This window comes from Pseudomonas sp. PONIH3 (assembly GCF_002934345.1).
Classification (GTDB): domain Bacteria; phylum Pseudomonadota; class Gammaproteobacteria; order Pseudomonadales; family Pseudomonadaceae; genus Aquipseudomonas; species Aquipseudomonas soli.
This window is the reverse complement of sequence record NZ_CP026386.1, coordinates 1,518,091-1,543,832: the sequence shown is the minus strand read 5'-3', so window position 1 is coordinate 1,543,832 and position 25,742 is coordinate 1,518,091. Positions and strand designations below refer to the sequence as shown.

The following is a 25,742-nucleotide window of genomic DNA, read 5'->3' as shown; positions in this document are numbered from 1 at the left end:
GCTTTTGTTTCTGGGACGGGCACGCAAGGCACATCCCAAAGCCGCAGGCTCGAGCGTCCAGGATCGGTGCGTGATGTCAGGCTGTGCACCACGTCTGTTCCGGTCGCTGCGAGCGGAGCCACTGTGGCAACAAGCTTAGTTGTGTTCGGAGGGGGTGCAAGGCGGGGAGGGTGGAGCGGGCCTGTGGGAGCGGTCTGGCTCCCACAGGGGTGTTGCGCTTGTTTACTTGGCGGTTACGGTTTCCGGCACTTCATCCTGCGACAGGCTGTAGACATAGGCCGCCAGCAGGTGGACCTTGTCATTGCCCTGGATATCCTGCTGCGCCGGCATCTGGCCCTGGCGGCCGTAACGGATGGTCTGCTGCAGCTGGGCGAAGCTCGAGCCGTAGATGAACGCCTGCGGGTGGGTCAGGTCGGGTGCGCCCATGGCTGGGGTACCCTTGCCGGTGGGGCCGTGGCAGGCCACGCAGTTGCTGGCGAAGATCTCCTGGCCCTTGGCCGGGTCGGCCTTGACGCCTTCCGGCAGGCTGCGGCCATCGAGGTTGGTCAGCACGAACGCAGCGACATCCGCCACGCCCTGCTCGCCGATCACCGTGGCCCAGCCCGGCATCACGCCGTGGCGGCCGTTCATGATCGAGGCCTTGATGGTCTCCGGCTCGCCGCCCCAGCGCCAGTCCTTGTCGGTCAGGTTGGGGAAGCCGTACGAGCCCTTGGCGTCGGAGCCGTGGCACACCGAGCAGTTGGAGGCGAACAGCCGGCTGCCCATCTTCAGCGCCTGCGGATCCTTGGCCACTTCCTCCACGGGCATGGCGGCGTATTTGGCGAAGATCGGGCCGAACTTGGCGTCAGCCTTGTCCATTTCTTTCTGCCATTCATCCACCTGGGTCCAGCCGTTCTCGTAGCCGGGCAGGATGCCTTTCCAGTTGCCAAGGCCCGGGTAGAGGATCAGGTAACCGACCGAGAACACCAGGGTGCCGACGAACAGCCAGAACCACCATTTCGGCAGCGGGTTGTCGTACTCCTCGATGCCATCGAAGCTGTGGCCCATGGTCTGGTCGGTGGTGTCGCTGCTCTGGCCCTTGCGGGTGCCGAGCAGCAGCCAGGTCAGGCCGATCAGGCTGCCGATGGTCAGTACGCTGATGTACGTACTCCAGAAGGTGGTCATTGCCGGGTACTCCTCATTGCAGCAGGTTCCTGCCCGGCGGGGGGCAGGCGGTCGTCGACGAAGGGCAGCAGGCGCGCTTCGGCGAAATCACGGTCGCGGCGGCGGTTGAACACCCAGAGCGACAGGCCGATGAAGGCGATCATCACCACCAGGGTGCCCAGGCCGCGGATCATGCCGATGTCCATTTCCATCGCACTCACCTCTTGTTCTTGATCGCGGTGCCGAGCACCTGCAGGTAGGCGACCAGCGCGTCCATCTCGGTCTTGCCCTTGACCGCGTCCTTGGCCCCGGCGATGTCGTCGTCGGTGTACGGCACGCCCAGGCTGCGCAGCACGCGCATCTTGACGTCGGTGTGGCTGTTGTCGACCTGCGAGGACACCAGCCACGGGTAGGACGGCATCTTCGACTCAGGCACCACGTTGCGCGGGTTGTACAGGTGCGCGCGGTGCCAGTCGTCCGAGTAGCGGCCGCCGACCCGGGCCAGGTCCGGGCCGGTACGCTTGGAGCCCCACAGGAACGGGTGGTCCCAGACGCTCTCGCCGGCCACCGAGTAGTGCCCGTAGCGCTCGGTTTCGGCGCGGAATGGCCGCACCATCTGCGAGTGGCAGCCAACGCAGCCTTCGCGGATGTAGATGTCGCGGCCTTCGAGCTGCAGGGCGGTGTAGGGCTTCATGCCTTCGACCGGCTTGTTGGTGACGTCCTGGAAGAACAGCGGGACGATCTGGGTCAGGCCGCCGATGCTGACGGCGAACACCATCAGCAGGGCCATCAGGCCTATGTTTTTCTCAACGACTTCGTGTTTCATCAGGCTCTACTCCTCAAGCCAGCTGGGCATTGGCGGTGGCTTGCTCGTCAGCCGGGGCACGCACGGTGCGCCAGGTGTTCCAGGCCATCAGGAACATGCCGCTGAGGAAGATCACGCCGCCGACGAAGCGCACGACGAAGCCTGGGTGGCTGGCCACCAGGGTTTCGACGAACGAATAGGTCAGCGTGCCGTCGCTGTTGACCGCGCGCCACATCAGGCCCTGGGCGATGCCGTTGACCCACATCGAGGCGATGTAGAGCACGGTGCCGATGGTTGCCAGCCAGAAGTGCGCGTTGATCAGCCCGAGGCTGTACATGCGCTCCTTGCCGAACACTTTTGGAATGGTGTGGTACAGCGCGCCGATGGAGATCATCGCTACCCAGCCGAGCGCGCCGGCATGAACGTGGCCGATGGTCCAGTCGGTGTAGTGGGACAGGGCGTTGACCGTCTTGATGGCCATCATCGGGCCTTCGAAGGTGGACATGCCGTAGAACGCCAGGGAGACGACCAGGAAGCGCAGGATCGGGTCGCTGCGCAGCTTATGCCAGGCGCCCGAGAGGGTCATCATGCCGTTGATCATGCCGCCCCAGCTCGGGGCCAGGAGGATCAGCGACATGATCATGCCCAGCGACTGCGCCCAGTCGGGCAGGGCGGTGTAGTGCAGGTGGTGCGGGCCGGCCCAGATGTACAGGGTGATCAGCGCCCAGAAGTGCACGATCGACAGGCGATACGAATACACCGGGCGTTCAGCCTGCTTGGGCACGTAGTAGTACATCATCCCCAGGAAGCCGGCGGTCAGGAAGAAGCCCACGGCGTTGTGGCCGTACCACCACTGCACCATGGCATCGGTGGCGCCGGCGTACAGCGAATAGGACTTGGTCAGGCTGACCGGCACTTCCAGGTTGTTGACGATATGCAGGATCGCCACGGTCAGGATGAAGGCGCCGAAGAACCAGTTACCGACATAGATGTGCTTGGTGTTGCGCTTCATCAGCGTACCGAAGAACACCACGGCATAGGCGACCCAGACGATGGTGATCAGGATGTCGATCGGCCACTCCAGTTCGGCGTATTCCTTGGTGCTGGTGTAGCCGAGCGGCAGGCTGATGGCCGCCAGCAGGATCACCAGTTGCCAGCCCCAGAAGGTGAACGCGGCCAGGCGTGGCGCGAACAGGGTGGTCTGGCAGGTGCGTTGCACCGAATAATACGAGGTGGCGAACAGGGCACAGCCGCCGAAGGCGAAGATCACCGCGTTGGTGTGCAAGGGTCGCAGGCGGCCGAAGCTGGTCCACGGCAGGTCAAGGTTGAAGGCGGGCCAGGCGAGCTGGGCGGCAATGAAGACGCCGAGCCCCATCCCGACGATGCCCCACACCACCGTCATGATGGCGAATTGGCGGACCACCTGGTAGTTGTAGGCGGTACTGCTGGTTGTGTTCATGTATGGGTTCCCATCCACGGTTATAGGCAGGCTAGACAGCGAGGCAAGCATGATTAATGGGCAAAGTGCCGGTATTGACGGGGATCAATGGGCGAAGATCGGAAATGTCCCAGGCTTGCGCTGCGATCCTCCGCAAATTCCGGCGGATCGCGGCGTTTGCGGCTGCCTGATCCTGGCCCACGGCGCCGGTGCGCCGATGGACAGCGGGTTCATGGAGGACATGGCGCAAAGGCTGGCGGGGCAAGGGGTAGGGGTGGTGCGCTTCGAGTTTCCCTACATGGCCGAACGGCGGATGAATGGCGGCAAGCGGCCGCCCAATCCGCAGAAGGTGTTGCTGGAGTCCTGGCGGACTGTATACGAACAGGTGCGGCGTTTAGTCGCAGGGCCGTTGGCCATAGGTGGCAAGTCCATGGGGGGGCGCATGGCCAGCCTGTTGGCTGATGAACTGGGCGCCGATGCGCTGGTGTGTCTGGGGTATCCGTTCTATGCCGTTGGCAAGCCGGAGAAACCCCGCGTGGAGCATCTTGCGGGCCTGCGCACACGCACGCTGATCGTGCAGGGCGAGCGGGATGCCCTGGGCAATCGCGAGGCGGTCGAGGGGTATGCGCTATCGCCGGCGATCGAGGTGAGCTGGCTGGCGGCGGCGGACCATGATCTGAAGCCGCTGAAGGCCTCGGGGTTCAGCCACGAGCAGCATATGCAGGCGGCGGCGGAGCGGGTGGCGGCGTTTCTCAAGGTCTAGACCGCTTGGGGCTGCTTTGCAGCCCATCGCTGCGGTTCGTCGCCACGACAAGCCGGCTCCCACCCCGGCCACGCTGCCCTAAAGCCAAGCGCCGTCCCTGTGGGAGCCGGCTTGCCGGCGATGAGGGCGTTACAGGTTGGTGCTTAGTCGCGGTACTCGCACAGGTAGGCAGTGTCCACGGCTACCTTCAGTTGGAACTTGCTGTCGGCGGCCACGTTGAACTTGTCGCCAGCGTTGAAGGTTTCCCAGTTGTCGCTACCCGGCAGCTTCACGCTCAGGGCGCCGGAAACCACATGCATGATCTCGCGCTTGGCGGTGCCGAACTCGTACTCGCCTGGGGCCATCACGCCTACGGTGGCCGGACCTTCCTTGCCTTCGAAGGCGATCGACTTGACGGTGCCATCGAAGTACTCATTGACCTTGAACATCGGGCGACTCCTGAAAAGGGATGAAAAAAGGCTGGCCAGTATGCCCAAGGCCCGCCCCAGCGTCATCTGTTTCAGGCGGTGCCCGGCGGCAGGCTCGAGGGCAGCAGGCGGGCGGTGTTGCGCGCGTCTTCCAAGGCTCGGTGCTGCTGCCCGGAAAACTGCAGGCCGGCCAGTTGCAGGGCACTGTTCAGGCCAGCCGGGCGCTGCAGATGGCGGGCCTTGGCGAAACGTTGCTTGAGGTTGATATGCGGCAGCTGCTCCAGCACGCTGCGCACATGATGCAGTTGCCACTCCTGCAGCAACTGCTTGCGGTCGTAGTCGCCCCAGCTGACCCATGCGTGCAACTGCGCCTGGTGCGGTTGCAGCCATTGTTCGAACTGGCGCCAGACCAGGTCGAATTTTTCTGCGCCATCGACGTCGGCCTGGGCGATGTGGGTCAGTTGGCAGCAGAATGGCGTCAACTGCGGGCGCCGCCTGGGGCGTACGAAACGCTGGAAGTGATCGACCTCGCGCCCTTCGCGGGTGACCAGGCTCGCGCCGATTTCAATGATTTCCATTTCCGTGACCGGCCAGCCACCGTCGTCGGTGGTGGCTTCCAGGTCGATCACCAACCAGTGGCCCATGCCAGGCTCCCTTTCAATGCATGAAGGCCGACGGACTCTTTAGAGCCTGCCGGCCCGTAGAGCGTAGCCAAAGTCGAGGGCCACGGCATCCCCTGGCACTTTGGCATATTCGGCGGTTGTGCCCGTGTGGGAAAACGCCTAGCTTAGGCGCATTAAGGCCCCCACCCGTGATGAGTGTCCCGACTTGATTCCACTGTCCAGCGTCAAGGTATCGTCCTCCCTGTTATTGTTGGCCGCGGTATCGCTGGGCAGTGCGGCGCGGGCCGACGAGGTGCTGGAAGTGAAGATCGGGGCGGCGCACTTCCCACCCTATACCGTGCGCCCCGAGCAGGGCGCCGACACCGGTTTGCTGCCGCAATTGGTCGAGGCGTTGAACCGTTTGCAGTCCCGGCACCGTTTCGTCCTGGTGCCCACCTCGATCCCCCGGCGCTTTGGCGATTTCCAGCAAGGCCGCACCGACATGGCGATTTTCGAGAACCCGCAGTGGGGCTGGCAGGAAATTGCCCACAATACCGTGGACATGGGGCTGGAGGATGCCGAGATCTTCGTCAGCCGCCAGCAGGCCGGGCGTGACCAGCACTACTTCGACGACCTCGAAGGCAAGCGCCTGGCGTTGTTCAATGGCTACCACTACGCCTTCGCCGATTTCAATCCGGACCCGGCGTGGTTGAAGAAGCGCTACAGGGCGACCCTGACCTATTCCCACGACAGCAACCTGAACATGGTCGAGCGTGGGCGTGCGGACATCGCTCTGGTCACCCGTTCCTATCTCAGCGATTTCCTCAAGCGCAACCCGGACAGTTCCAGCCAGTTGCTGGCATCGCAGCGGGTCGACCAGGTCTACCACCACTACGCGCTGCTGCGTCCTGGGGCGTCCATCAGCCCCGAGGCGTTCGCCAGCCTGCTGCGCCAGTTGCGGGAAAATGGCGAACTGCTGCGCATCTTCCGACCGTACCAGATCACCGTCGAAGCGCCCCACGACTAAATTCTGGCAAGACCCTCGCGTATTCAGTAAGGAGTGGTGGCACGGTCGCTGAGGTAAACGCGGCCCTGCAAGAGCGGGTTTACCCAACTCCAACGGCCTCACCCCAGGCGGCTGCTCTTGCGGCAATGGATCAGCGCATCGCGGATCATGAAGTTGACCAGTGTCGGCGAGACGCCCAGCTCCTTGGCGATATCTTTCTGCGGCACGCCATGCAGGCGGTACATCTCGAAGGCGTAGCGGGTGCGCTTGGGCAATTCCTCGAGGGCGTCGGCGATGTGTTCCAGGGTGGCGAGGTTGATGTGGGTGGCTTCAGGTGAAGCGTTCTGGATGACCACGTTCATCCCTTCCTCTTCGCTGCCGGAGTACCTCAGTTCCATGGCCTGTTTGCGGTAGTGATCGATAGCGAGGTTGCGCACGATCTGGAACAGGTAGCTGAGCTGGGCCTTGAACGATGAGGTGATCTGCGGGGCGGCGCTGAGCCTGAAGAAGGCATCCTGCACCACATCCTCGGCGCGCGAGCGGCAGCCGGTAATGCGGGCTGCGATCTTGACCAGGATGCTGCGGTTGTCGACGAATGCCTGGAGTAACGGTGAATCGCACTTACCTGTGGATAGTTGTTCCGCCATGGAAATCACCTTGTCTCAGAGAGGAGAGGGAGCGCACCTCTTAAGGAGGCTTCCTACGACGTGCGACAAGCTATTCGTAATGATAATGATTGTCAAATACGAAAGTTAATGAGTTTTCATACATTTCAGTTCTAAGCTTCGCTGTGTGAAACGCTTCAACTTTTGCCTCTGCGTTCGCCCTTTGCGGCCTTCCGATGGGCCTAATTTCTTTTCCCGCCCATCCGTTCCCCTGTGTACATCTCGGCTGCCCAACACTGCCCGCCAGTCGCGCGGACCAGTCAGGCGCGACTCACCCAGACACTGGCAGGAACATTCCATGACGGACGCCTTCGAACTCCCGCACTCGCTGGTCCAGGCCTTGGCGCAACGCGCCGCCCAGACCCCGGAGCGCATTGCCTTGCGCTTCCTGGCCGATGCGCCCGGCGAGCAGGCAGTGCTCAGCTATCGGGACCTCGACCAGCGCGCACGGACCATCGCGGCGGCGTTGCAGTCGCAGGCCGGGTTCGGCGAGCGTGCCGTACTGCTGTTTCCCAGTGGGCCGGACTACGTCGCGGCGTTCTTCGGCTGCCTGTATGCCGGGGTGATCGCCGTGCCGGCCTACCCGCCGGAGTCGTCGCGTCAGCACCATCAGGAACGCCTGCTGTCGATCATCGACGACGCCGAACCGCGCTTGCTGCTGACGGTAAAGGCGCTGGAAGACAGCTTGCAGGGTCTCGACGCCTTGGCTGGCGCCAAGGCTCCGGGCCTGCTGGCCGTGGACAGCCTGGATCCGCAGTTGGCCGCGCAATGGCACGAGCCGGTGCTGGAAGGCAGCGACATCGCTTTTCTGCAATACACCTCCGGCTCCACCGCGCTGCCCAAGGGCGTGCAGGTCAGTCATGGCAACCTTGTGGCCAACGAACAGCTGATTCGCCACGGTTTCGGCATCGATCTGAATCCGGACGACGTGATCGTCAGCTGGTTGCCGCTGTACCACGACATGGGCCTGATCGGTGGCCTGCTGCAGCCGATCTTCAGTGGCGTGCCCTGCGTGCTGATGTCGCCGGGCTATTTCCTCGCCCGGCCATTGCGCTGGCTGCAGGCGATCAGCGAGTACGGCGGCACCATCAGTGGCGGTCCGGATTTCGCCTACCGGCTGTGCAGCGAGCGGGTCAGCGAGGCCGCGCTCGCCGGCCTGGACCTGAGCCGCTGGCGCGTGGCCTATTCGGGGTCCGAGCCGATCCGCCAGGACAGTCTCGATACCTTCGCTGAAAAGTTTGCCGCCTGCGGCTTCACCGCCAGCAGCTTCTTCGCCAGCTATGGCCTGGCCGAGGCCACCCTGTTCGTCAGCGGCAGCCGCCGTGGCCAGGGTATCGGCGCGCTGGAGCTGGATGCCGAGGCCTTCGCCGCCAACCGCGCCGAGCCCGGCCAGGGCAGCGTGCTGATGAGCTGCGGCTACCCGCAGCCGGGCCATGCGGTGTGCATTGTCGACCCGCAGCGCCTGGAGGTGCTGGAGGACAACCGGGTCGGCGAGATCTGGGCCGGCGGCCCGAGCATCGCCCTAGGCTACTGGCGCAACCCCGAGGCCAGCGCCCGGACCTTTGTCGAGCGTGACGGCCAGACCTGGCTGCGCACCGGCGATCTCGGCTTCATGCGCGATGGCGAAGTGTTCGTCACCGGGCGCTTGAAGGACATGCTTATCGTCCGTGGCCAGAACATCTACCCGCAGGACCTGGAAAAGACCCTCGAGCGTGAAGTCGATGTGCTGCGCAAGGGCCGGGTGGCGGTGTTCGCCGTCGACGATCAGGGCGAGGAGGGCATCGGCGTGGCGGTGGAGATCAGCCGCAATGTGCAGAAGGCGCACACGCCCGAGGCGCTGATCAATACCCTGCGCCGGGTCACTGCCGATGCCTGTCGCCAGGCGCCGGCCGTGGTGTTGCTGCTCAACCCGGGCGCCTTGCCCAAGACCTCCAGCGGCAAGCTGCAGCGCTCGGCCTGCCGCCTGCGCATGAACGACGGCAGCCTGGATATCTATGCGCGTTTCCCGATGGCGCAGACGGAGCAGGGCAATGGCGTGGCCGGTGACGACCTGCAGGTACGGATCGCGGGAATCTGGCGTGAGCTGCTCAAGGTCGAGGCGGTGGCGGCGCACGATCACTTCCTGCTGCTGGGCGGCAACTCCATCGCGGCCACCCAGGTGACCGCGCGCCTGGGCGACGAACTGGGCATCCAGCTCAGCCTGCGCACCCTGTTCGAAGCACCGACCCTGGCCGAATACAGCGCCGCCGTGGCGGCCGTCCTCGCCGAAGGTGGCAGCGCCGCCGGCACCATCGAAACCCAGGCCCGCGACCAGGCCCTGCCGCAGTCACTGGCACAGAACCGCTTGTGGCTGTTGTGGCAGCTGGAGCCGCAGTCCGCCGCCTACAACATCCCCGCCGGGCTGCACCTGCGCGGCGAGCTGGATGTCGCGGCGCTGCAGGCCAGCTTCCAGGCCCTGGTGGCACGCCATGAATCCCTGCGCACGTTGTTCGACGAAGTCGATGGCCAGGCCGTGCAACGCATCCTGCCGAGCCAGGCGTTCACCCTGCGTCATCTGGACCTCGAAGGGCAGTCTCCCGCCGAGGTGGCCGCGCGCCGCGAGGATGAGGCGCAGCAGCCGTTCGATCTGCGCCAGGGCCCGCTCCTGCGGGTGACCCTGGCGCGCCTGGACGACGAAGAGCACCAGCTGTGGGTGACCCTGCACCACATCGTCGCCGACGGCTGGTCGCTGAACATCCTGCTGGATGAGTTCGCTCGCCTGTACGCCGCACAGGGCCAGGCCGTGCAACTGCCCGAACTGACGCTGGGCTACGCCGACTACGGCCAGTGGCAGCGCCAGTGGCTGGCCGAGGGCGAAAGCGCCCGCCAGCTCGACTACTGGAAGAACAAGCTGGGTGACGAACTGCCGGTGCTCGACCTGTGCACCGACCAGCCCCGCGCCAGCCAGCAGCACAGCCGCGCCGCGCGCCACAGCCTCAAGGTACCTGCGGCACTGACCAGCGCCCTCAAGGACCTGGCCCGCGAGCAGCAGGCCAGCCTTTTCATGGTCCTGCTAGCCGGCTGGCAGGCTGTGCTGCACCGCTACAGCGGCCAGGGCGACATCCGCGTCGGCGTGCCCAACGCCAACCGTCCGCGCCTGGAAACCCAGGGCATGGTCGGCTTCTTCATCAACACCCAGGTGCTCCGCGCCGAACTCGACGGCCGCTTGCCGTTCGCCGGGCTGCTGGCCCAGGCGCGCCAAGCCACCCTGGAGGCCCAGGCCCATCAGGACCTGCCCTTCGAGCAACTGCTCGAGGCGCTGCCGCAGGCCCGTGAACAAGGCCTGTTCCAGGTCATGTTCAACCACCAGCAACGCGACCTGTCGGCCTTGCGTCGCCTGCCCGGCCTGCTCGCCGAAGAGCTGCCGTGGCACAGCCGCGAAGCCAAGTTCGACCTGCAGTTGCACAGCGAGGAAGACCACCAGGGCCGCCTGACGCTGGCCTTCGACTACGCCGCCGGGTTGTTCGAGGCGGCCACCGTCAAGCGCCTGGCCAGCCATCTGCTGGCCTTGCTCGAACAGGTCTGCGCCGAGCAGCAGCTGGCCATTGGCGAGGTGCGCCTGCTCGACGAACACAGCCAGACGCAACTGCTCGAGTGGGGCCAGGCGCCCATGGTGAGCGCGCCGCGCCTGCTGGTCGAGCAACTCAACGAACAGGCGCGCCTGAGCCCCGAGCGCACCGCGCTGGTGTGGGAGGGCGGTCAACTGGGCTATGCCGAACTGCACCAGCAGGCCAACCGCCTGGCGCACTACCTGCGCGACAAGGGCGTCGGTCCGGACACTTGCGTGGCGATTGCCCTGGAGCGTTCGCCGCAGCTGCTGGTCGGCCTGCTGGCCATTCTCAAGGCCGGTGGCGCCTACGTGCCGCTGGACACCGACTACCCGGCCGAGCGCCTGGCCTACATGCTCGGTGATTGCCAGGCCGGCCTGCTGCTCAGCCACAGCAGCCTGCTCGACAAACTGCCGCAGGTCGAAGGCGTGAGCGCCATCGCCCTCGACCAGTTGCACCTGGACAGCTGGCCAAGCCAGGCCCCCGGCCTGCACCTGCACGGCGACAACCTCGCCTATGTGATCTACACCTCCGGCTCCACCGGCCAGCCCAAGGGCGTGGGCAACACCCATGCGGCGCTGGCCGAGCGCCTGCAGTGGATGCAGGCCAGCTATGCGCTGGTTGACAGCGACGTGCTGATGCAGAAGGCGCCGATCAGCTTCGACGTGTCGGTGTGGGAGTGCTTCTGGCCGCTGGTCACCGGTTGCAAGCTGGTCCTGGCTGGCCCCGGCGAACATCGCGATCCGCAGCGCATCGCCCAACTGATCCAGCAACACGCGGTGACCACGCTGCACTTCGTCCCGCCGTTGCTGCAGGTGTTCGTCCAGGAGCCGTTGGCCGCCGGCTGCACCAGCCTGCGCCGGTTGTTCTCCGGTGGCGAGGCGTTGTCCGCCGCGTTGCGTGACCGCGTGCTGCAACTGCTGCCACAGGTGCAACTGCACAACCGCTATGGTCCGACTGAAACCGCGATCAACGTCACCCACTGGCACTGCCAGGCGCATGACGGCGAGCGCTCGCCTATCGGCCGCCCGCTGGGCAACGTGCTGTGCCGGGTGCTGGACGATGAGTTCGAGTTGACCGCGCCGGGCGTGCCCGGCGAGCTGTGCCTGGGTGGCGCGGGCCTGGCCCGCGGCTACCTCGGCCGCCCTGGGCTGACCGCCGAGCGCTTCGTGCCGCAGCCCGATGGCGACGGCGCACGGCTGTACCGCAGCGGCGACCGCGCCCGCTGGCATGTGCAGAGCCAGGCCCTGGAGTACCTGGGGCGCCTCGACCAGCAGGTGAAGGTGCGCGGCTTCCGCGTCGAGCCGGAGGAGGTGCAGGCTGTGCTGCTGGCCGAGCCGGGTGTCGCCCAGGCACTGGTACTGATCCACAAGGATGCCGTCGGTGCCCAGCTGGTGGGCTATTACAGCGGTGTCGAGCAGACCGAGGCGCTGCTGGCCGCATTGGCCGAGCGCCTGCCGGCCTACATGGTGCCGGCACAACTCATCCATCTTGCGCAGATGCCCCTGGGGCCGAACGGCAAGGTCGATCGCAAGGCGCTGCCGGCACCGGTCTGGCAGCAACATGAACATGTCGAGCCGCAAAGTGCATTGCAACAACAGGTCGCGGCGATCTGGCGCGAGGTCTTGGGCCGGCCGCAGGTCGGCTTGCAGGATGACTTCTTCGCCCTCGGCGGCCACTCGCTGCTGGCCACCCAGATCGTCTCGCGCACTCGCCAGGCGCTGGATGTCGAGTTGCCGCTCAAGGCCTTGTTCGAGGCCAGCGAGCTGGGCGCGTTCTGCGCCGAAATTTCCCGTCTGCAGGGTTGCGGCGCACACAACCTGCAAGGTGCCATCGCCCGTGTCGACCGCCGCCAGGCGGTGCCGCTGTCGTACTCGCAGCAGCGCATGTGGTTCCTCTGGCAGATGGATCCGCATAGCCCCGCCTACAACGTCGGCGGCATGGCTCGCTTCCAGGGCCTGCTGCATGTGGATGCCTTCGAGCGCGCCCTGCAGGCGTTGATCGTGCGTCACGAAACCCTGCGCACCACTTTCCCCAGCATCGACGGCAAGCCTTACCAGTGCGTGGCCGATCACAGCCACGTGCAACTGCACTGGCATGACTTCAGCGCCCTGGCCGGCGAGGCCCGCCAGCAACGCCTGCAGCAACTGGCCGACGACCAGGCGCACCAGCCGTTCGACCTGGAGCGCGGTCCGCTGTTGCGCTCCTGCCTGGTCAAGGCCGGCGAGCGCGAGCACTACTTCGTCCTGACCCTGCACCATATCGTCACCGAAGGCTGGGCCATGGACATCTTCGCCCGCGAACTGGGCGAGCTGTACGAGGCCTTCGTCGACGAGCGCGAGTCGCCGCTGGCGCCGCTGCCGGTGCAGTACCTCGACTACAGCGTATGGCAGCGCCAGTGGCTGGAAAGCGGCGAGGGCGATCGCCAGCTGGCCTACTGGAAGGACCGCCTGGGCGATGAGCATCCGGTGCTGGCGCTGCCCGCCGATCGTCCACGCCCGGCAGTGCAGAGCCACCGCGGCGAGCTGTACCGCTTCGACCTGGATCCGGCGCTGGTCAAGCGCGTGCACGCCTTCAACAGCCAGCGCGGCCTGACCCTGTTCATGACCATGACCGCTACCCTGGCCGCGTTGCTGCACCGCTACAGCGGCCAGCGCGACCTGCGCATCGGCGCGCCGGTGGCCAACCGTATTCGCCCGGAAAGCGAGGGGTTGATCGGCGCCTTCCTCAACACCCAGGTGCTGCGTTGCGAACTGGACGGGCAGATGAGCGCCGGCGCGTTGCTCGACCAAGTGCGCCAGACCATCATCGATGGCCAGTCGCATCAGGACCTGCCATTCGAGCAACTGGTCGAGGCCTTGCAGCCGCCGCGCTCGAGCGCTTACAACCCGCTGTTCCAGGTGATGTGCAACGTGCAGCGCTGGGCCTTCCAGCAGAGCCGTGAACTGGTGGGCATGCAGGTGGATTACCTGGTCAACGACGCCAGCGCCACCAAATTCGACCTGTACCTTGAGGTCACCGACCTCGATGGCCGCCTGGGCTGCTGCTTCACCTACAGCCGCGACCTGTTCGATGAGCCGCGCATCGCGCGCATGGCCGAGCACTGGCAGCAGTTGCTGGTGGCGCTGATCGACGATCCGCAGCAGCGCCTGTGCGAACTGCCGATGCTGGCTGAAGCCGAGCAGCAGGTGCTGATCGGCCAGCTGCAGGGCGAGCAGGACTTCGCACTGGACCAAACGCTGCACGGGCTGTTCGCCGCCCAGGCTGAGCGGACCCCGCAGGCCCTGGCCCTGACCTTCGCCGGCCAGCACCTGAGCTACGCCGAGCTCGACCAGCAGGCCAACCGCCTGGCCCGCGCCCTGCGCGAGCGCGGCGTCGGCCCGCAGGTGCGGGTAGGCCTGGCGCTGGAGCGATCGCTGGAGATGGTGGTCGGCCTGCTGGCCATCCTCAAGGCCGGTGGCGCCTACGTGCCGCTGGACCCGGAATACCCGCTCGACCGCCTGCGCTACATGATCGAGGACAGCCGCTTGGGCCTGCTGATCGGCCAGCGGGCGTTGCTCGACACCCTGGGCGAACTGCCGCCAGGCGTTGCCCGCTGGAGCCTGGAGGACGATGCCGCGAGCCTTTCCGCCTACAGCGACGCCGCCCTGGACAACCTCAACCTGCCGCAGCACCAGGCCTACCTGATCTACACCTCCGGTTCCACTGGCAAGCCCAAGGGCGTGGTGGTCAGCCACGGTGAAATTGCCATGCACTGCAAGGCGGTGATCGCCGAGTTCGGCATGCGCAGCGACGACTGCGAGCTGCACTTCTATTCGATCAACTTCGACGCCGCCAGCGAGCGCCTGCTGGTGCCGCTGCTGTGCGGTGCCCGCGTGGTGTTGCGTGCCCAGGGCCAGTGGGGCGCCGAGGAAATCTGCCAGCTGGTGCGCGAGCAGCAAGTCAGTGTGCTCGGTTTCACCCCGAGCTACGGCAGCCAGTTGGCCCAGTACCTGGCCGGGCAGGGCGAGCAATTACCGGTGCGCCTGGTGATCACCGGTGGCGAGGCCTTGACCGGCGAGCACCTGCAACGCATCCGCCAGGCCTTTGCGCCGCAACAGTTCTTCAACGCCTACGGCCCGACCGAAACGGTGGTGATGCCGCTGGCCTGCCTGGCACCGGAGCAGATACCGGTCGACGCCGGCAGTGTGCCGATCGGCCGGGTTATCGGTGCCCGCACCGCCTATATCCTTGACGAGGACCTGGCGCTGCTGCCGCAAGGCGGCATCGGAGAACTGTACGTCGGCGGTGCCGGCCTGGCCCAGGGCTACCACGACCGTCCGGGCCTGAGTGCCGAGCGTTTCGTCGCCGACCCGTTCAGCCATGCCGGCGGTCGCCTGTACCGTACCGGCGATCTGGTGCGCCTGCGCGCCGATGGCCTGGTGGAGTATGTCGGGCGGGCCGACCAGCAGGTGAAGATCCGTGGCTTCCGTATCGAGCTGGGCGAGATCGAGAGCCGCCTGCAGGAGCACGCCGACGTCGAGGAGGCAGTGGTCCTGGCCCTCGACCTGCCGGGCGGCAGGCAACTGGTGGGTTACCTGGTGTGCCCACAGGCGAGCGCCGACGGCGAGGCCCAGGCCCTGCTGCGCGAGGCGGTAAAGGCCGATGCCCGCCGGCACCTGCCCGACTACATGGTGCCGGCGCACCTGGTGCTGCTCGACAGCCTGCCGCTGATGGGCAACGGCAAGCTCGACCGCCGAGCGTTGCCGGCCCCGGACCTGGAGCAGGCGCGTCAGCACTACCAGGCCCCGGCCAACGAGCTGGAAAGCCAGCTGGCGCAGATCTGGCGCGAGGTGCTCAACTTGCCGCGCATCGGCGTGCAAAACAACTTCTTCGAACTGGGCGGCGACTCGATCCTGTCGATCCAGGTGGTCAGCCGTGCCCGCCAGCTGGGGTTGCAGTTCACCCCACGTGACCTGTTCCAGCACCAGACCATCCAGACCCTGGCGGCAGTGGTGACCCGCAGCGAGGCGCCGAGCGCTATCGAGCAGGGCGCACGTCAGGGCAGCGCCGGCCTGACGCCGATCCAGCACTGGTTCTTCGACAGCGAAGTGCCGCAACCGCAGCACTGGAACCAGGCGGTGCTGCTCTGTGTGCGCCAGCCATTGCAGGCCGAGGCGCTGGAGCGGGCTTTGGCCGCGCTGGTGCAACACCACGACAGCCTGCGCCTGCGCTTTGGCCAGGCCAACGGCCGCTGGCAGGCCGAGTACGCCCAGCCGAGCACACAGCCGTTGCTGTGGACCGCGACGGTGAGCGATTTCGACGACTGCCAGGCACTGTATACCGATGTGCAGCGCAGCTTGGACCTGGCCGAGGGGCCGCTGCTGCGCGCCTTACTGGTCAGTGATGACCAGGGCGTCCAGCGCCTGCTGCTGGCGATCCACCACCTGGTGGTCGATGGCGTGTCCTGGCGCGTCTTGCTGGAAGACCTGCAGGCGCTGTACCGCGGTGAAACCCTGGCCGCCAAGACCCATGCCATGGGCGACTGGGCGGCGCGCCTGGCCAGCTATGCCGGCAGCGATTCGCTGCGCGACGAGCTGGGCTGGTGGGAAGCGCAACTGGGCAGCGCCCGTCGCGAACTGCCCTGCGACCACCCTCAAGGCGGCAACCTGCACCGCCATGCCCGCAGCCTTGCCATCGACCTGAACGTGGAACAGACCCGCCAACTGCTGCAACAGGCGCCGGCGGCCTACCACACCCAGGTCAACGATCTGCTGCTGACTGCCCTGGCGCGCACACTGTGCCACTGGAGCGGCGACGAGCAGGTGCTGGTGCAGTTGGAAGGCCATGGTCGCGATGGTCTGTTCGAGGACATGGACCTGACCCGCAGCGTCGGCTGGTTCACCAACGCCTACCCACTGAGCCTGAGCCCCGTAATGGCTGATGGCGAAGTTGGTCGCGCCACGTCGATCAAGCGCATCAAGGAACAACTGCGCCACGTGCCGCACAAAGGCCAGGGCTACGGTGTGCTGCGCTACCTGGCCGACGAGCTAGGGCGTGAGCGCATGGCCGCCTTGCCCCAGGCCCGGATCACCTTCAACTACCTCGGTCAGTTCGACCAACAGTTCGACCAGGCGGCACTGTTCCAGCCGCTGGACGCCCCGGTGGGCCTGGCCCATGACCTGGATGCGCCGCTGCCGAACTGGCTGAGCGTCGATGGCCAGGTCTACGGCGGCGCACTGCAACTGCGCTGGAGCTACAGTGCCGAGCGCTATGACGAGGCGACCATCGCCCGTCTGGCCGAGGCCTATCGCCAGGAGCTGCTGGCGTTGGTCGCCCATTGCCTGGCGGACGGCAACGGCAGCTTCACCCCCTCGGACTTCCCCCTGGCGCAACTGACCCAGGAGCAGATCGACACGCTGCCGATCCCGGCCGCCGAGATCGAGGACGTCTACCCGCTGACGCCGATGCAGGAAGGCCTGCTGCTGCACACCCTGCTCGAGCCGGGCACCGGCATCTACTACATGCAGGACCGCTACCGCATCAACAGCGCCCTCGACCCCGAGCGCTTCGCCCAGGCCTGGCAGGCGGTGGTGGCGCGCCACGAGGCGTTGCGTGCCTCGTTCAGCTGGAACGCCGGCGAAGCGATGCTGCAGATCATCCACAAACCCGGCAAGACCGCGGTGGACTACCAGGACTGGCGCGGCCTTGACGAGCACGCCCAGGAAGCGCGCCTGCAAGCGCTGCACAAGGAGGAGCGCGAGGCCGGCTTCGAGCTGCTGCGCGAAGCACCGTTCCACCTGCGCCTGGTGCGCGTGGACGATGCGCGTTACTGGTTCATGATGAGCAACCACCACATCCTCATCGATGCCTGGTGCCGCTCGCTGCTGATGAACGACTTCTTCGAGATCTACCAGGCCCTGGGCGAAGGGCGCCAGGCCCAGTTGCCGGTACCGCCGCGCTACCGCGACTATATCGGCTGGCTGCAGCGCCAGGATCTCGACCAGGCGCGCCAGTGGTGGCAGGCCAACCTGGCCGGCTTCGAGCGCGCCACGGCGATTCCCAGCGACCGTCCGCTGCGCCATGACCACGCCGGTGACGGCATGGTCGTGGGTGACTGCTACACCCGCCTGCAAGTGAGCGAGGGCGCCCGCCTGCGTGAACTGGCCCAGGCCCACCAACTGACGGTCAACACCTTCGCCCAGGCGGCCTGGGCCTTGACCCTGGCGCGCTACAGCGGCGATCGCGACGTGGTGTTCGGCGTCACCGTGGCCGGGCGCCCGGTGAGCCTGCCGCAGATGCAGCGCACGGTCGGCTTGTTCATCAACAGCATCGCCCTGCGCGTGCAGTTGCCGCAGCCGGGCGAGCGCAGCAGCGTGCGTCAGTGGCTGCAGGGCTTGCTCGATCGCAACATGCAGTTGCGTGAATACGAGTACCTGCCGCTGGTGGCGATCCAGGAATGCAGCGAACTGCCCAAGGGCCAGCCGCTGTTCGACAGCCTGTTCGTGTTCGAGAACGCCCCGGTGGAAACTGCGGTGCTCGACCACGCCCAGCATCTGGACGCCAGCTCCGACTCGGGCCGGACCCACACCAACTTCCCGCTGACCGCGGTGTGCTACCCGGGCGATGACCTGGGCCTGCACCTGTCGTTCGACCAGCGCTACTTCGACTACCCGACCGTCGAGCGCCTGCTCGCCGAATTCAAGCGCCTGCTGCTGGCGCTGGTCGAGGGCTTCGAGGGCGAGGTCGGCGAGCTGCCGCTGCTGGGGGCCGACGAACAACGTTTCCTGCTCGAGGACTGCAACCGTACCGAGCATGACTATGCGCTGGAGCAGAGCTACGTCGAGCTGTTCGAGGCACGGGTGGCCGCGCATCCGCAGCGCACCGTCGCCCGTTGCGAGACGGCCGCTTACGACTATGCGGGCCTGAACGTGGCGGCCAACCGGCTGGGTCATGCCTTGGTTGCGGCTGGCGTGGCTATCGACCAACCGGTGGCGCTGCTGGCCGAGCGCGGCCTGGCGCTGCTGGGCATGATCGTCGGCAGCTTCAAGGCCGGCGCCGGCTACCTGCCGCTGGATCCGGGCCTGCCGGCGGCGCGCCTGCAACGCATCGTCGAGCTGAGCCGCACGCCGGTGCTGGTGTGCAGCGCGGCCTGCGCCGAGCAGGCGCGCCAGCTGCTCGATGAAGTGGCAGGCGCGGCGCGGCCGAAGCTGCTGGTCTGGGAAGACGTGCAGGCAAGCAACGTGGCCAGCCACAACCTTGGCATCCACAGCGCTCCGGACAACCTTGCCTACGTGATCTACACCTCCGGCTCCACCGGCCTGCCCAAGGGCGTGATGGTCGAGCAGCGCGGCATGCTCAACAATCAGCTGAGCAAGGTGCCGTACCTGGCCCTGGACGAGCAGGACGTAATTGCCCAGACCGCCTCGCAGAGCTTCGACATCTCGGTGTGGCAGTTCCTCGCCGCGCCGCTGTTCGGGGCCCGCGTGGAGATCGTGCCGAACGCCATCGCCCATGATCCGCAAGGCCTGCTGAGCCATGTGCAGGCCACCGGCATCACCGTGCTGGAGAGTGTGCCGTCGCTGATCCAGGGCATGCTGGCCAACGATCACCAGGCGCTCGATGGCCTGCGCTGGATGCTGCCGACCGGCGAGGCCATGCCGCCCGAGCTGGCCGCGCAGTGGCTGCAACGCTACCCGGCCATCGGCCTGGTCAACGCCTACGGCCCGGCGGAGTGCTCGGACGACGTGGCGTTCTTCCGCGTCGATGCCGCCTCGACCCAGGGCAGCTACCTGCCGATAGGCACGCCGACCGACAACAACCGCCTGTACCTGCTCGGCGAGGACCAGACCCTGGTGCCGCTGGGCGCAGTGGGCGAGCTGTGCGTCGCTGGTACCGGTGTGGGCCGTGGCTATGTCGGCGACCCGCTGCGCACGGCGCAGGCGTTCATCCCGCACCCGTACGGTGCGCCTGGTGAGCGCCTGTACCGCACCGGCGACCTGGCGCGGCGCCGTCCGGATGGCGTGCTGGAGTACGTCGGGCGTATCGACCATCAGGTGAAGATCCGTGGCTACCGCATCGAGCTGGGCGAGATCGAGGCGCGCCTGCACGAACAGCCGGAGCTGCGCGATGCCGCGGTGGGCGTGCAGGAAGGCGTCAACGGCAAGCATCTGGTTGGCTACCTGGTGGCGCACCAGGGCGTCAGTGCCGACGCCGCGCTGCTCGACCAGCTCAAGCAGCGCCTGCGCGCCGAGTTGCCGGAGTACATGGTGCCGCTGCACTGGGGCTGGTTCGACAGCCTGCCGCACAACGCCAACGGCAAGCTTGACCGCAAGGCGCTGCCGGCCATCGATATCGGTGGCCAGCACAGCCAGGCCTACCTGGCGCCGCGCAACGAGCTTGAAGAGACCCTCGCCGGGATCTGGGCCGATGTGCTCAAGGCCGAGCGGGTGGGTGTGCGCGACAACTTCTTCGAGCTGGGCGGGCATTCGCTGCTGGCAACGCAGATCGCATCGCGGGTGCAGAAGGCCCTGCAGTTGAACGTGCCGCTGCGGGCGATGTTCGAGTGCAGTACGGTGCAAGAGCTGGCGGACTATGTGCGCGGGCTGCAGGACAGCGCGCTGGATGACGCCAAGGTCGATAGGTTGAGCGACCTGATGGCGGAGCTGGAGGCGTTGTAACGGTCATCGCGGGGCAAGTCGCATCGACTCTGTGCCGCTTGCCCCGCGATGGTTTTCAGCGTTTGCCGAGGATCTTCCCGAGCATCTCCGGCCGCGGGGCGCCTTGTTGGCTCTGCAGCTGCCCCTGCTCGTCCTGATAGAAGATCGCCGGGGTTGCCGCCAGGCCCAGTTCCTCCATCAGCGCCAGGTTCGCCTCGAGCTTCTTCTGTACCGCCTCCGGCACCTTGTCCAGTGCCTTGAGCGTGCTGGCCTTGCCGGCCTTCTCGTGTTCCTGCAAGGCCTTGGCCGGGTCCTTGGCGGCGAGCAGCGCGGCGGACTTGCCCGGGCTGTCCTCGCGGATGATGCCGACCATGATGTGGCGCAGCTGCACCTTGCCTGACTCGACCCAAGGACGGGCCTGTTGCCAGAACATGTTGCAGTAGGGGCAGTTGGGGTCGCTAAACAGGTAGACGGTACGCGGCGCGTCGACCTTGCCGTCCTGGATCCAGGCGGTCTTTTCCATCTTCGCCCACACGGCCTTGCTCATCGGTGCGTACACCAGTTTTTCCAGTGGCTCGGCGCTGAGGTCCTTGCCTTGCTCGTCGAACAGGCTGCCGACCAGCACGTGCTTGCCGTCGGGGGTGAGGTACAGGGCGATGCCGTTGTTGTGGTACTCGGCGGCATAGCCGCGCAGCCCATTGGGGGCGTCGAAGCTGCCCTTGATCACGGCGCCCTTGGCTTGCAGTTGCTGGATCGCCTTGGGCAGTTCCTCTGCTTGCAGCGAGGGGGCGGCGAGCAGGGCGAGGGTCAGGGGCAGCAGCGCATTCAATCGCATGTCAGTTTCCTTGTGGGGCGGGCGCGTTGGCGCGTTCGAAGGGTTCCAGGGCGTGGCGCAAGCTGGCGCGCGACAGTTCGCCCAGGTGGCTGCCGACCAGCCGCCCTTCGGCGTTGTAGAACAGGGTGGTGGGCAGGGCCATGGAGCCGACCTTGCGGGCCAGCTCGCCGGTGCCGTCGAACAGCACGTTGGAGAGGGTCAGGCCGGTGGTGGCCATGAAGGTGCTAACGTTCTCGGGGGTCTCCCCCTGGTTGACGAACAGGAAGGTCACGTGGGGATAGTCGTCCTCGGCCTGTTGCAGCACCGGCATCTCGCGGCGGCAGGGTGGGCACCAGGTGGCCCAGATGTTGATCACCAGCGGGCGGCCGCGGTAGTCGTGCAGGGCCACCGCCTGGCCGCGGCTGTCGCGCAGGCTCATGTCGGGCAGCTCGGTGCCTTTGCTGTAGAGGTGGCTGGCCAGGCTGGCCAACCCCCAGAACAGGGCGCCGCTGAACAGCGCCCAGCCCAGCGGGCGGCGCAGGCCCGGGCGGCGCCAGCCTTGCCACAAGGTGCCGAGGACGATGCCCAGCAGCCCGCCCCAGAGCAGGAAGCCGCCGTCGCGGATATCGATGATCTGCAGCGGGTCGTCACGGTACATCGGCCAGTAGGCGAGGACAAAACCCAGGCGGGCGAACAGCAAGCCCAGCAGGAACAGGTTGAACAGCGCCGACTCGGGGTTTTCGCCGCCGCGCCTTGCGACCCGCCAGCCGACCAGGCTGGCGATGCCCAGTGCGGCAAGCAGCAGCAGGTGGTTGAGGGCCATGGTCAGCGGCCCGAGGGTGATGGTGAGCATCAGCCTTGGCTCCTGGTCTGGGCCCAGTGCTGGAGGAACCCGGCGGCGTCGATTTCACCGGTGATGCGGCGGGCGCGACGTTCCTCGCCCTCCGGGCCGACCCAGATCAGGCTGGGCGGGCCCGGGACCTGGTAGCGTTGCAGCAGCTCGCGGCTGGCTGGGGAGTCGGCGGTCACATCCAGGCGCAGCAGGTGCACATCGTCAAGGCTGGCCTGGACATCGGCACGGGCGAACACCTGCTTCTCCATGACTTTGCATGACACGCACCAGTCGGCGTAATAGTCCACCAGCACCCATTGGCCACGGGCTTTGGCGGCATCGAGTTCACGTTGCAGCTCGGCCGGTGCGCTGACGGTGACAAAGGCGTCGTGGCCGCTGGCGGGGGCCGTGGCCGTGCTCTTGCCGGCAAAAGGCTGCAAAGGCTGCCACACATCGTTGCCACCGGCTGCGGCGCCCACCAGCAGCAGGCCACCCCACAGCGCGCCCAGCAGGGGGATCGCACGCAAGGCGGGCAAACGCTGCAGGGCAGGCCAGGCGGCCCAGCCCAGGGCGATCAACCAGGCGCCAGCCAGGGCCAGTACCAGCGTTTCCGGCAGCAGGCCGCGCACGGTGTACAGGGCCATGGCCAGGAACACGAAGCCGAACAAGCCCTTGACCAGGTTCATCCAGGCGCCCGGGCGTGGCAGGTAGCGATTGCCCAGGGTGACCAGCAGCAACAGCGGGACACCCATGCCCAGGCCGAGGGCGAACAGCACCAGTGCCCCTTGCAGCACGTCGCCGCTCTGGGCAATGAACAGCAGCGCGCCGGCTAGTGGCGCGGTCATGCAGGGGCCCAGCAGCAAGCCCGACAGGGCGCCCAGTAACGCCGCGCCGTACAGGTTGCCGCCACGGGTGCCTTGGCCGGCGCGGTCCAGGCGGTCACGCAGGGCGGCGGGCAGTTGCAGTTCGAAGGCACCGAACATCGGCAGGGCGAGCAGCACGAACAGCCCGGCCAGGCTACCCAGCAGCCAGGGTTGTTGCAGCCAGGCCTGCAGGCTGGCGCCCAGCAGCGCGGCAATCACGCCGAGTGCGGCGTACACCAGGGCCATGCTCAACACATAGACGCCGGCCAGCCACCAGCCACGGCGAGCGCTGGCGCCATTGCCCAGGACCAGCCCGGCGAGGATCGGCAGCATCGGCAGCGAGCAGGGGGTGAAGGCCAGCAGCAGGCCCAGGCCGAAGAAGGCCAGCAGGCTCCAGGCCAGGCTGTCGTGTTGCAGGGTGCCGGCCAGGGCTTGGTCGCTGGCCTGGTCGGCAGCCGGCGTTGCCGCAGCCGCCCCGCCAAGGGCGATCGGGGTGGTCTGTGGCGGATAGCATAGCCCTGCGTCCGCGCAGCCTTGCCAGCCCAGGCGCAGTTCACCGCTGGCGTTGGCCGGCAGCAGCAGCTCGAGTTCGGTGCGGTAGACCGCGCTGTCGCCGAAGAACTCGTCGTGGTGGTTCTCGGCCTGGGGCAGGGGCGGGTGCTGCTCGGGGGGCAGGCCGTCGAACTTCAGGCGTTTCTGGTAAAGGTAGTAGCCGTCCTTGATCTGGAAATGCAGGCGCATCTGGCCGTTTTCCAGGCGGTCGTGGGTCAGCACGAAGGCTTCGTTCACCGGCAGGAAGTCCGGTTTGACCGCGAACGGGTTGGCCTGTAGAGGGCCGGCGAGCAGGAATGTCAGGAAAAGCAGGAGAACACGCATGTCGACGCCTTGGCAGAACTTTGAAGGAGGCCATGCTGGCCTTGGGGTATTAACTGAAGGTTAAGCTGGTCCTAGGACCATTGGTGGGAGAGTTACAGCGCTCGATGCTATCAGCCCGACGAACGTCGCCAAACCGGTTCATAATCCCCCCTTAATGATGAACCTGTGCAATGCCATCTTCCCCACCCAGGAGCTCCCCATGCACGTTCTGCTCTGCGAGGACGACGACCTGATTGCCAGCGGCATCTGCGCCGGCCTCTCGGCCCAAGGCCTGACCGTGGACCGGGTGGCCAGCGCCTCGCAGGCCCGGCAGATGCTGCAGACCGCCAAGTTCGACGTGATGATCCTCGACCTGGGCCTGCCCGACGAAGACGGCCTTAAGCTGCTGCGCCGCCTGCGCCAGCAGGGCGAGATCCTGCCGGTGCTGGTGCTCACCGCTCGTGACGCGGTCACCGACCGGGTCGATGGCCTGCAGGCCGGCGCCGACGATTACCTGCTCAAACCCTTCGACCTGCGCGAACTGGCCGCCCGCTTGCACACCCTGCTGCGCCGGGTGGCCGGGCGGGCGGTGAACGTGATTGAGCATGGTCCGCTGCGCTACGACCCCAGCAGTTGCGAGGCGAGCCTGGCTGGGCGGCCACTGGACCTGTCGCGGCGCGAACAGGCGCTGCTCCAGGCGTTGCTGCAGAACCCGGGGCGCGTGCTCTCCAGCGAGCAGCTCAAGGACTGCGTCTATGGTTTCGGCGACGAAGTCGAGAGCAATGCGCTGAACGTGCATATCCACCACCTGCGGCGCAAGCTGGGCAACAGCATCGTCGAGACCGTGCGCGGCCTGGGTTACCGCCTGGGCCCGGCCCAGGCGCCGGAGGAGGCCGCAACATGAGCCTGCGGGTACGCCTGTCGCTGATCCTTGGCAGCGTGTTCATCGTCATCTGGGTGCTGGCGGCAGCGTGGATGCTGCGTGACCTGCGCCAACAGATGATGTTCTCCCTCGACCAGCGGCTGGTGGCCTCGGCACGCATGGTCGCGGGGCTGATCGACCAGTTGCCGCAGCCGCTGACCGCCAAGGGCCAGGATGCGCATTTCTCCGCCGACCAGTTCAGCGTGCCGGATGGCATGGCTTGCCAGGTCAGCTCGTTGCGCGGCGAAATCCTCGCCAGCAATCACAAGCACGATGGCGCCATGGACGACGAGCGCAGCGGGTTCCGTGACCAGACCATCGATGGCGCCTCATGGCGTACCTTCACCTATAACCATGGCGATGTGCGCATCACCACCGCCGACCGTCACCAGGAGCGCGAGGCGCTGAACCAGTCGATCCTGCTGGCGGCCTCGGCACCGGTGCTGATGGCTCTGCTGGGTAGCCTGGGGTTGTTGTGGATCGGCCTTGGCAAAGGCCTGGAACCGCTCAATCGGATGCGCGATGCCTTGCGCAGGCGCCGCGCAGACAGTGTCGAACCCCTGCAGGTGGCCGGCTTGCCCAGCGAGCTGCAACCGTTGCTCGACACCCAGAACCAGCTGTTCCTGCGCATCGCCCAGACCCTCGAGCGTGAACGCCGCCTGACCGACGACGCCGCCCACGAACTGCGCAGCCCGTTGACCGCGATCAAGACCCACCTGCAGGTGGCGCGCATGACTGACGGCGCGGTGCGCGAACAGGCCCTGGAACACGCCGAGCAGGGTACCGACCGCATGCACCGCACGCTGGAGCAATTGCTGATGCTGGCGCGGGTCGAGGGCAGCCTGTCGTTCGATGACGGCGTGCAGTGCAGTGCCGCCCAGGTTGCCCAACAGGCCATCGAGGATGCCGGTGGCGGCGACAACCGGCGCATTCACCTGCATCTGCCCGAGGAGGCGGCCAAGGTCTACCTGAGCATGCCGGCGCCGCTGGCGGTGGCGGCACTGCGCAACCTGTTGGACAACGCCTTGCGCCATGGCGGCGATGCCGCCGTGGAGCTGGATGTGCAGGCGCAGGACGGCCAGGTGGACTTCCTCGTCCGCGACCATGGCCCGGGCATCGCGCAGGGCGATCTCGAACACTTGACCGAGCGTTTCTGGCGCAACGGCCAGAGCGGCGGCTGCGGCCTGGGGCTGGCGATCGTCCAGGCCATCGTCCAGCGCTGTGCCGGCAGCCTGCGTTTCGACAGCCAGGCCGATGGCTTGCGGGTGCGCCTGCAGGTGCCGGCACGCTCAGGGGGTTGATCCGCAACAAATCCGACGGCAACCGCTAAATCCGCACCTCGCTGAAGCGTTTTTCAAGCGATAAGAACCCGACACACATCCGGTTACAGGGCGCGTGGCGG

The 25,742-nt window shown here is 66.6% G+C and carries 15 protein-coding genes; 5 read left to right on the top strand and 10 right to left on the bottom strand.

All coding sequences use genetic code 11. The features are described 5' to 3' along the window. Positions 1–222: 222 nt before the first annotated feature. Genes ccoP through ccoN form a run of 4 tightly spaced genes read right to left on the bottom strand, consistent with a single transcriptional unit; the run spans position 223 to position 3,407 of the window. Positions 223–1,164 carry a cytochrome-c oxidase, cbb3-type subunit III gene (gene ccoP / locus C3F42_RS06965; RefSeq protein ID WP_038705713.1) on the bottom strand — a complete coding sequence of 314 codons (942 nt, stop codon included), beginning with the start codon at positions 1,162–1,164 and terminating at the stop codon, positions 223–225. Continuing rightward, positions 1,161–1,355: a cbb3-type cytochrome c oxidase subunit 3 gene (locus tag C3F42_RS06960; protein WP_023632287.1), complete on the bottom strand. Its 195-nt coding sequence runs from the start codon at positions 1,353–1,355 to the stop codon at positions 1,161–1,163. The genes ccoP and C3F42_RS06960 overlap by 4 nt, the downstream gene beginning before the upstream one ends. 5 nt (positions 1,356–1,360) lie before the next feature. Continuing rightward, on the bottom strand, positions 1,361–1,969 hold the full coding sequence (ccoO, locus tag C3F42_RS06955) for a cytochrome-c oxidase, cbb3-type subunit II (protein ID WP_038705714.1): 609 nt from the start codon (positions 1,967–1,969) through the stop codon (positions 1,361–1,363). Between the two features lie 13 nt (positions 1,970–1,982). Continuing rightward, complete coding sequence (gene ccoN, locus C3F42_RS06950) at positions 1,983–3,407, bottom strand: cytochrome-c oxidase, cbb3-type subunit I (RefSeq protein ID WP_038705715.1); 1,425 nt, start codon at positions 3,405–3,407, stop codon at positions 1,983–1,985. A gap of 49 nt (positions 3,408–3,456) precedes the next feature. Between ccoN and C3F42_RS06945 the strand changes: the two genes are divergently transcribed. Beyond that, positions 3,457–4,149 (top strand): alpha/beta family hydrolase, encoded by a 693-nt coding sequence (locus tag C3F42_RS06945; protein WP_094010754.1) that lies wholly within the window; start codon positions 3,457–3,459, stop codon positions 4,147–4,149. Positions 4,150–4,292: 143 nt separating this feature from the next. Here C3F42_RS06945 and C3F42_RS06940 read toward each other — a convergent pair whose 3' ends face one another. Further along, a complete protein-coding gene (locus tag C3F42_RS06940; RefSeq protein WP_038705716.1) occupies positions 4,293–4,577 on the bottom strand; it encodes a pyrimidine/purine nucleoside phosphorylase in 285 nt (94 codons plus the stop codon). A gap of 71 nt (positions 4,578–4,648) precedes the next feature. Next, on the bottom strand, positions 4,649–5,200 hold the full coding sequence (locus C3F42_RS06935) for an exonuclease domain-containing protein (protein ID WP_094010586.1): 552 nt from the start codon (positions 5,198–5,200) through the stop codon (positions 4,649–4,651). A gap of 184 nt (positions 5,201–5,384) precedes the next feature. Between C3F42_RS06935 and C3F42_RS06930 the strand changes: the two genes are divergently transcribed. Continuing rightward, a complete protein-coding gene (locus C3F42_RS06930) occupies positions 5,385–6,185 on the top strand; it encodes an ABC transporter substrate-binding protein (RefSeq protein ID WP_094010585.1) in 801 nt (266 codons plus the stop codon). A gap of 98 nt (positions 6,186–6,283) precedes the next feature. On the opposite strand, the gene C3F42_RS06925 is transcribed toward C3F42_RS06930, so the two are convergent. After that, complete coding sequence (locus tag C3F42_RS06925; protein WP_023632290.1) at positions 6,284–6,811, bottom strand: RNA polymerase factor sigma-70; 528 nt, start codon at positions 6,809–6,811, stop codon at positions 6,284–6,286. Between the two features lie 316 nt (positions 6,812–7,127). On the opposite strand from C3F42_RS06925, the gene C3F42_RS06920 reads away from it, so the two are divergent. Continuing rightward, complete coding sequence (locus C3F42_RS06920; RefSeq protein WP_104444219.1) at positions 7,128–20,075, top strand: non-ribosomal peptide synthetase; 12,948 nt, start codon at positions 7,128–7,130, stop codon at positions 20,073–20,075. Positions 20,076–20,130: 55 nt separating this feature from the next. Here C3F42_RS06920 and dsbG read toward each other — a convergent pair whose 3' ends face one another. From dsbG to dsbD, 3 genes are read right to left on the bottom strand one after another with little or no spacing between them, the layout of a single operon-like run. Beyond that, positions 20,131–20,889, bottom strand: a complete 759-nt coding sequence (gene dsbG, locus C3F42_RS06915) for a thiol:disulfide interchange protein DsbG (RefSeq protein WP_094010583.1) — start codon at positions 20,887–20,889, stop codon at positions 20,131–20,133. 1 nt (position 20,890) lies between these two features. Next, a complete protein-coding gene (locus C3F42_RS06910; protein WP_094010582.1) occupies positions 20,891–21,721 on the bottom strand; it encodes a TlpA disulfide reductase family protein in 831 nt (276 codons plus the stop codon). Then, a complete protein-coding gene (gene dsbD / locus C3F42_RS06905) occupies positions 21,721–23,439 on the bottom strand; it encodes a protein-disulfide reductase DsbD (protein ID WP_038705720.1) in 1,719 nt (572 codons plus the stop codon). Before dsbD ends, C3F42_RS06910 begins: the two co-directional genes overlap by 1 nt. Before the next feature lie 199 nt (positions 23,440–23,638). Here dsbD and C3F42_RS06900 point away from each other — a divergent pair, with 199 nt between their 5' ends. After that, positions 23,639–24,322, top strand: coding sequence for a response regulator transcription factor (locus C3F42_RS06900; protein WP_038705721.1), 684 nt, complete (start codon positions 23,639–23,641; stop codon positions 24,320–24,322). Beyond that, positions 24,319–25,641, top strand: coding sequence for an ATP-binding protein (locus C3F42_RS06895; protein ID WP_094010581.1), 1,323 nt, complete (start codon positions 24,319–24,321; stop codon positions 25,639–25,641). The genes C3F42_RS06900 and C3F42_RS06895 overlap by 4 nt, the downstream gene beginning before the upstream one ends. Positions 25,642–25,742: the final 101 nt, after the last annotated feature.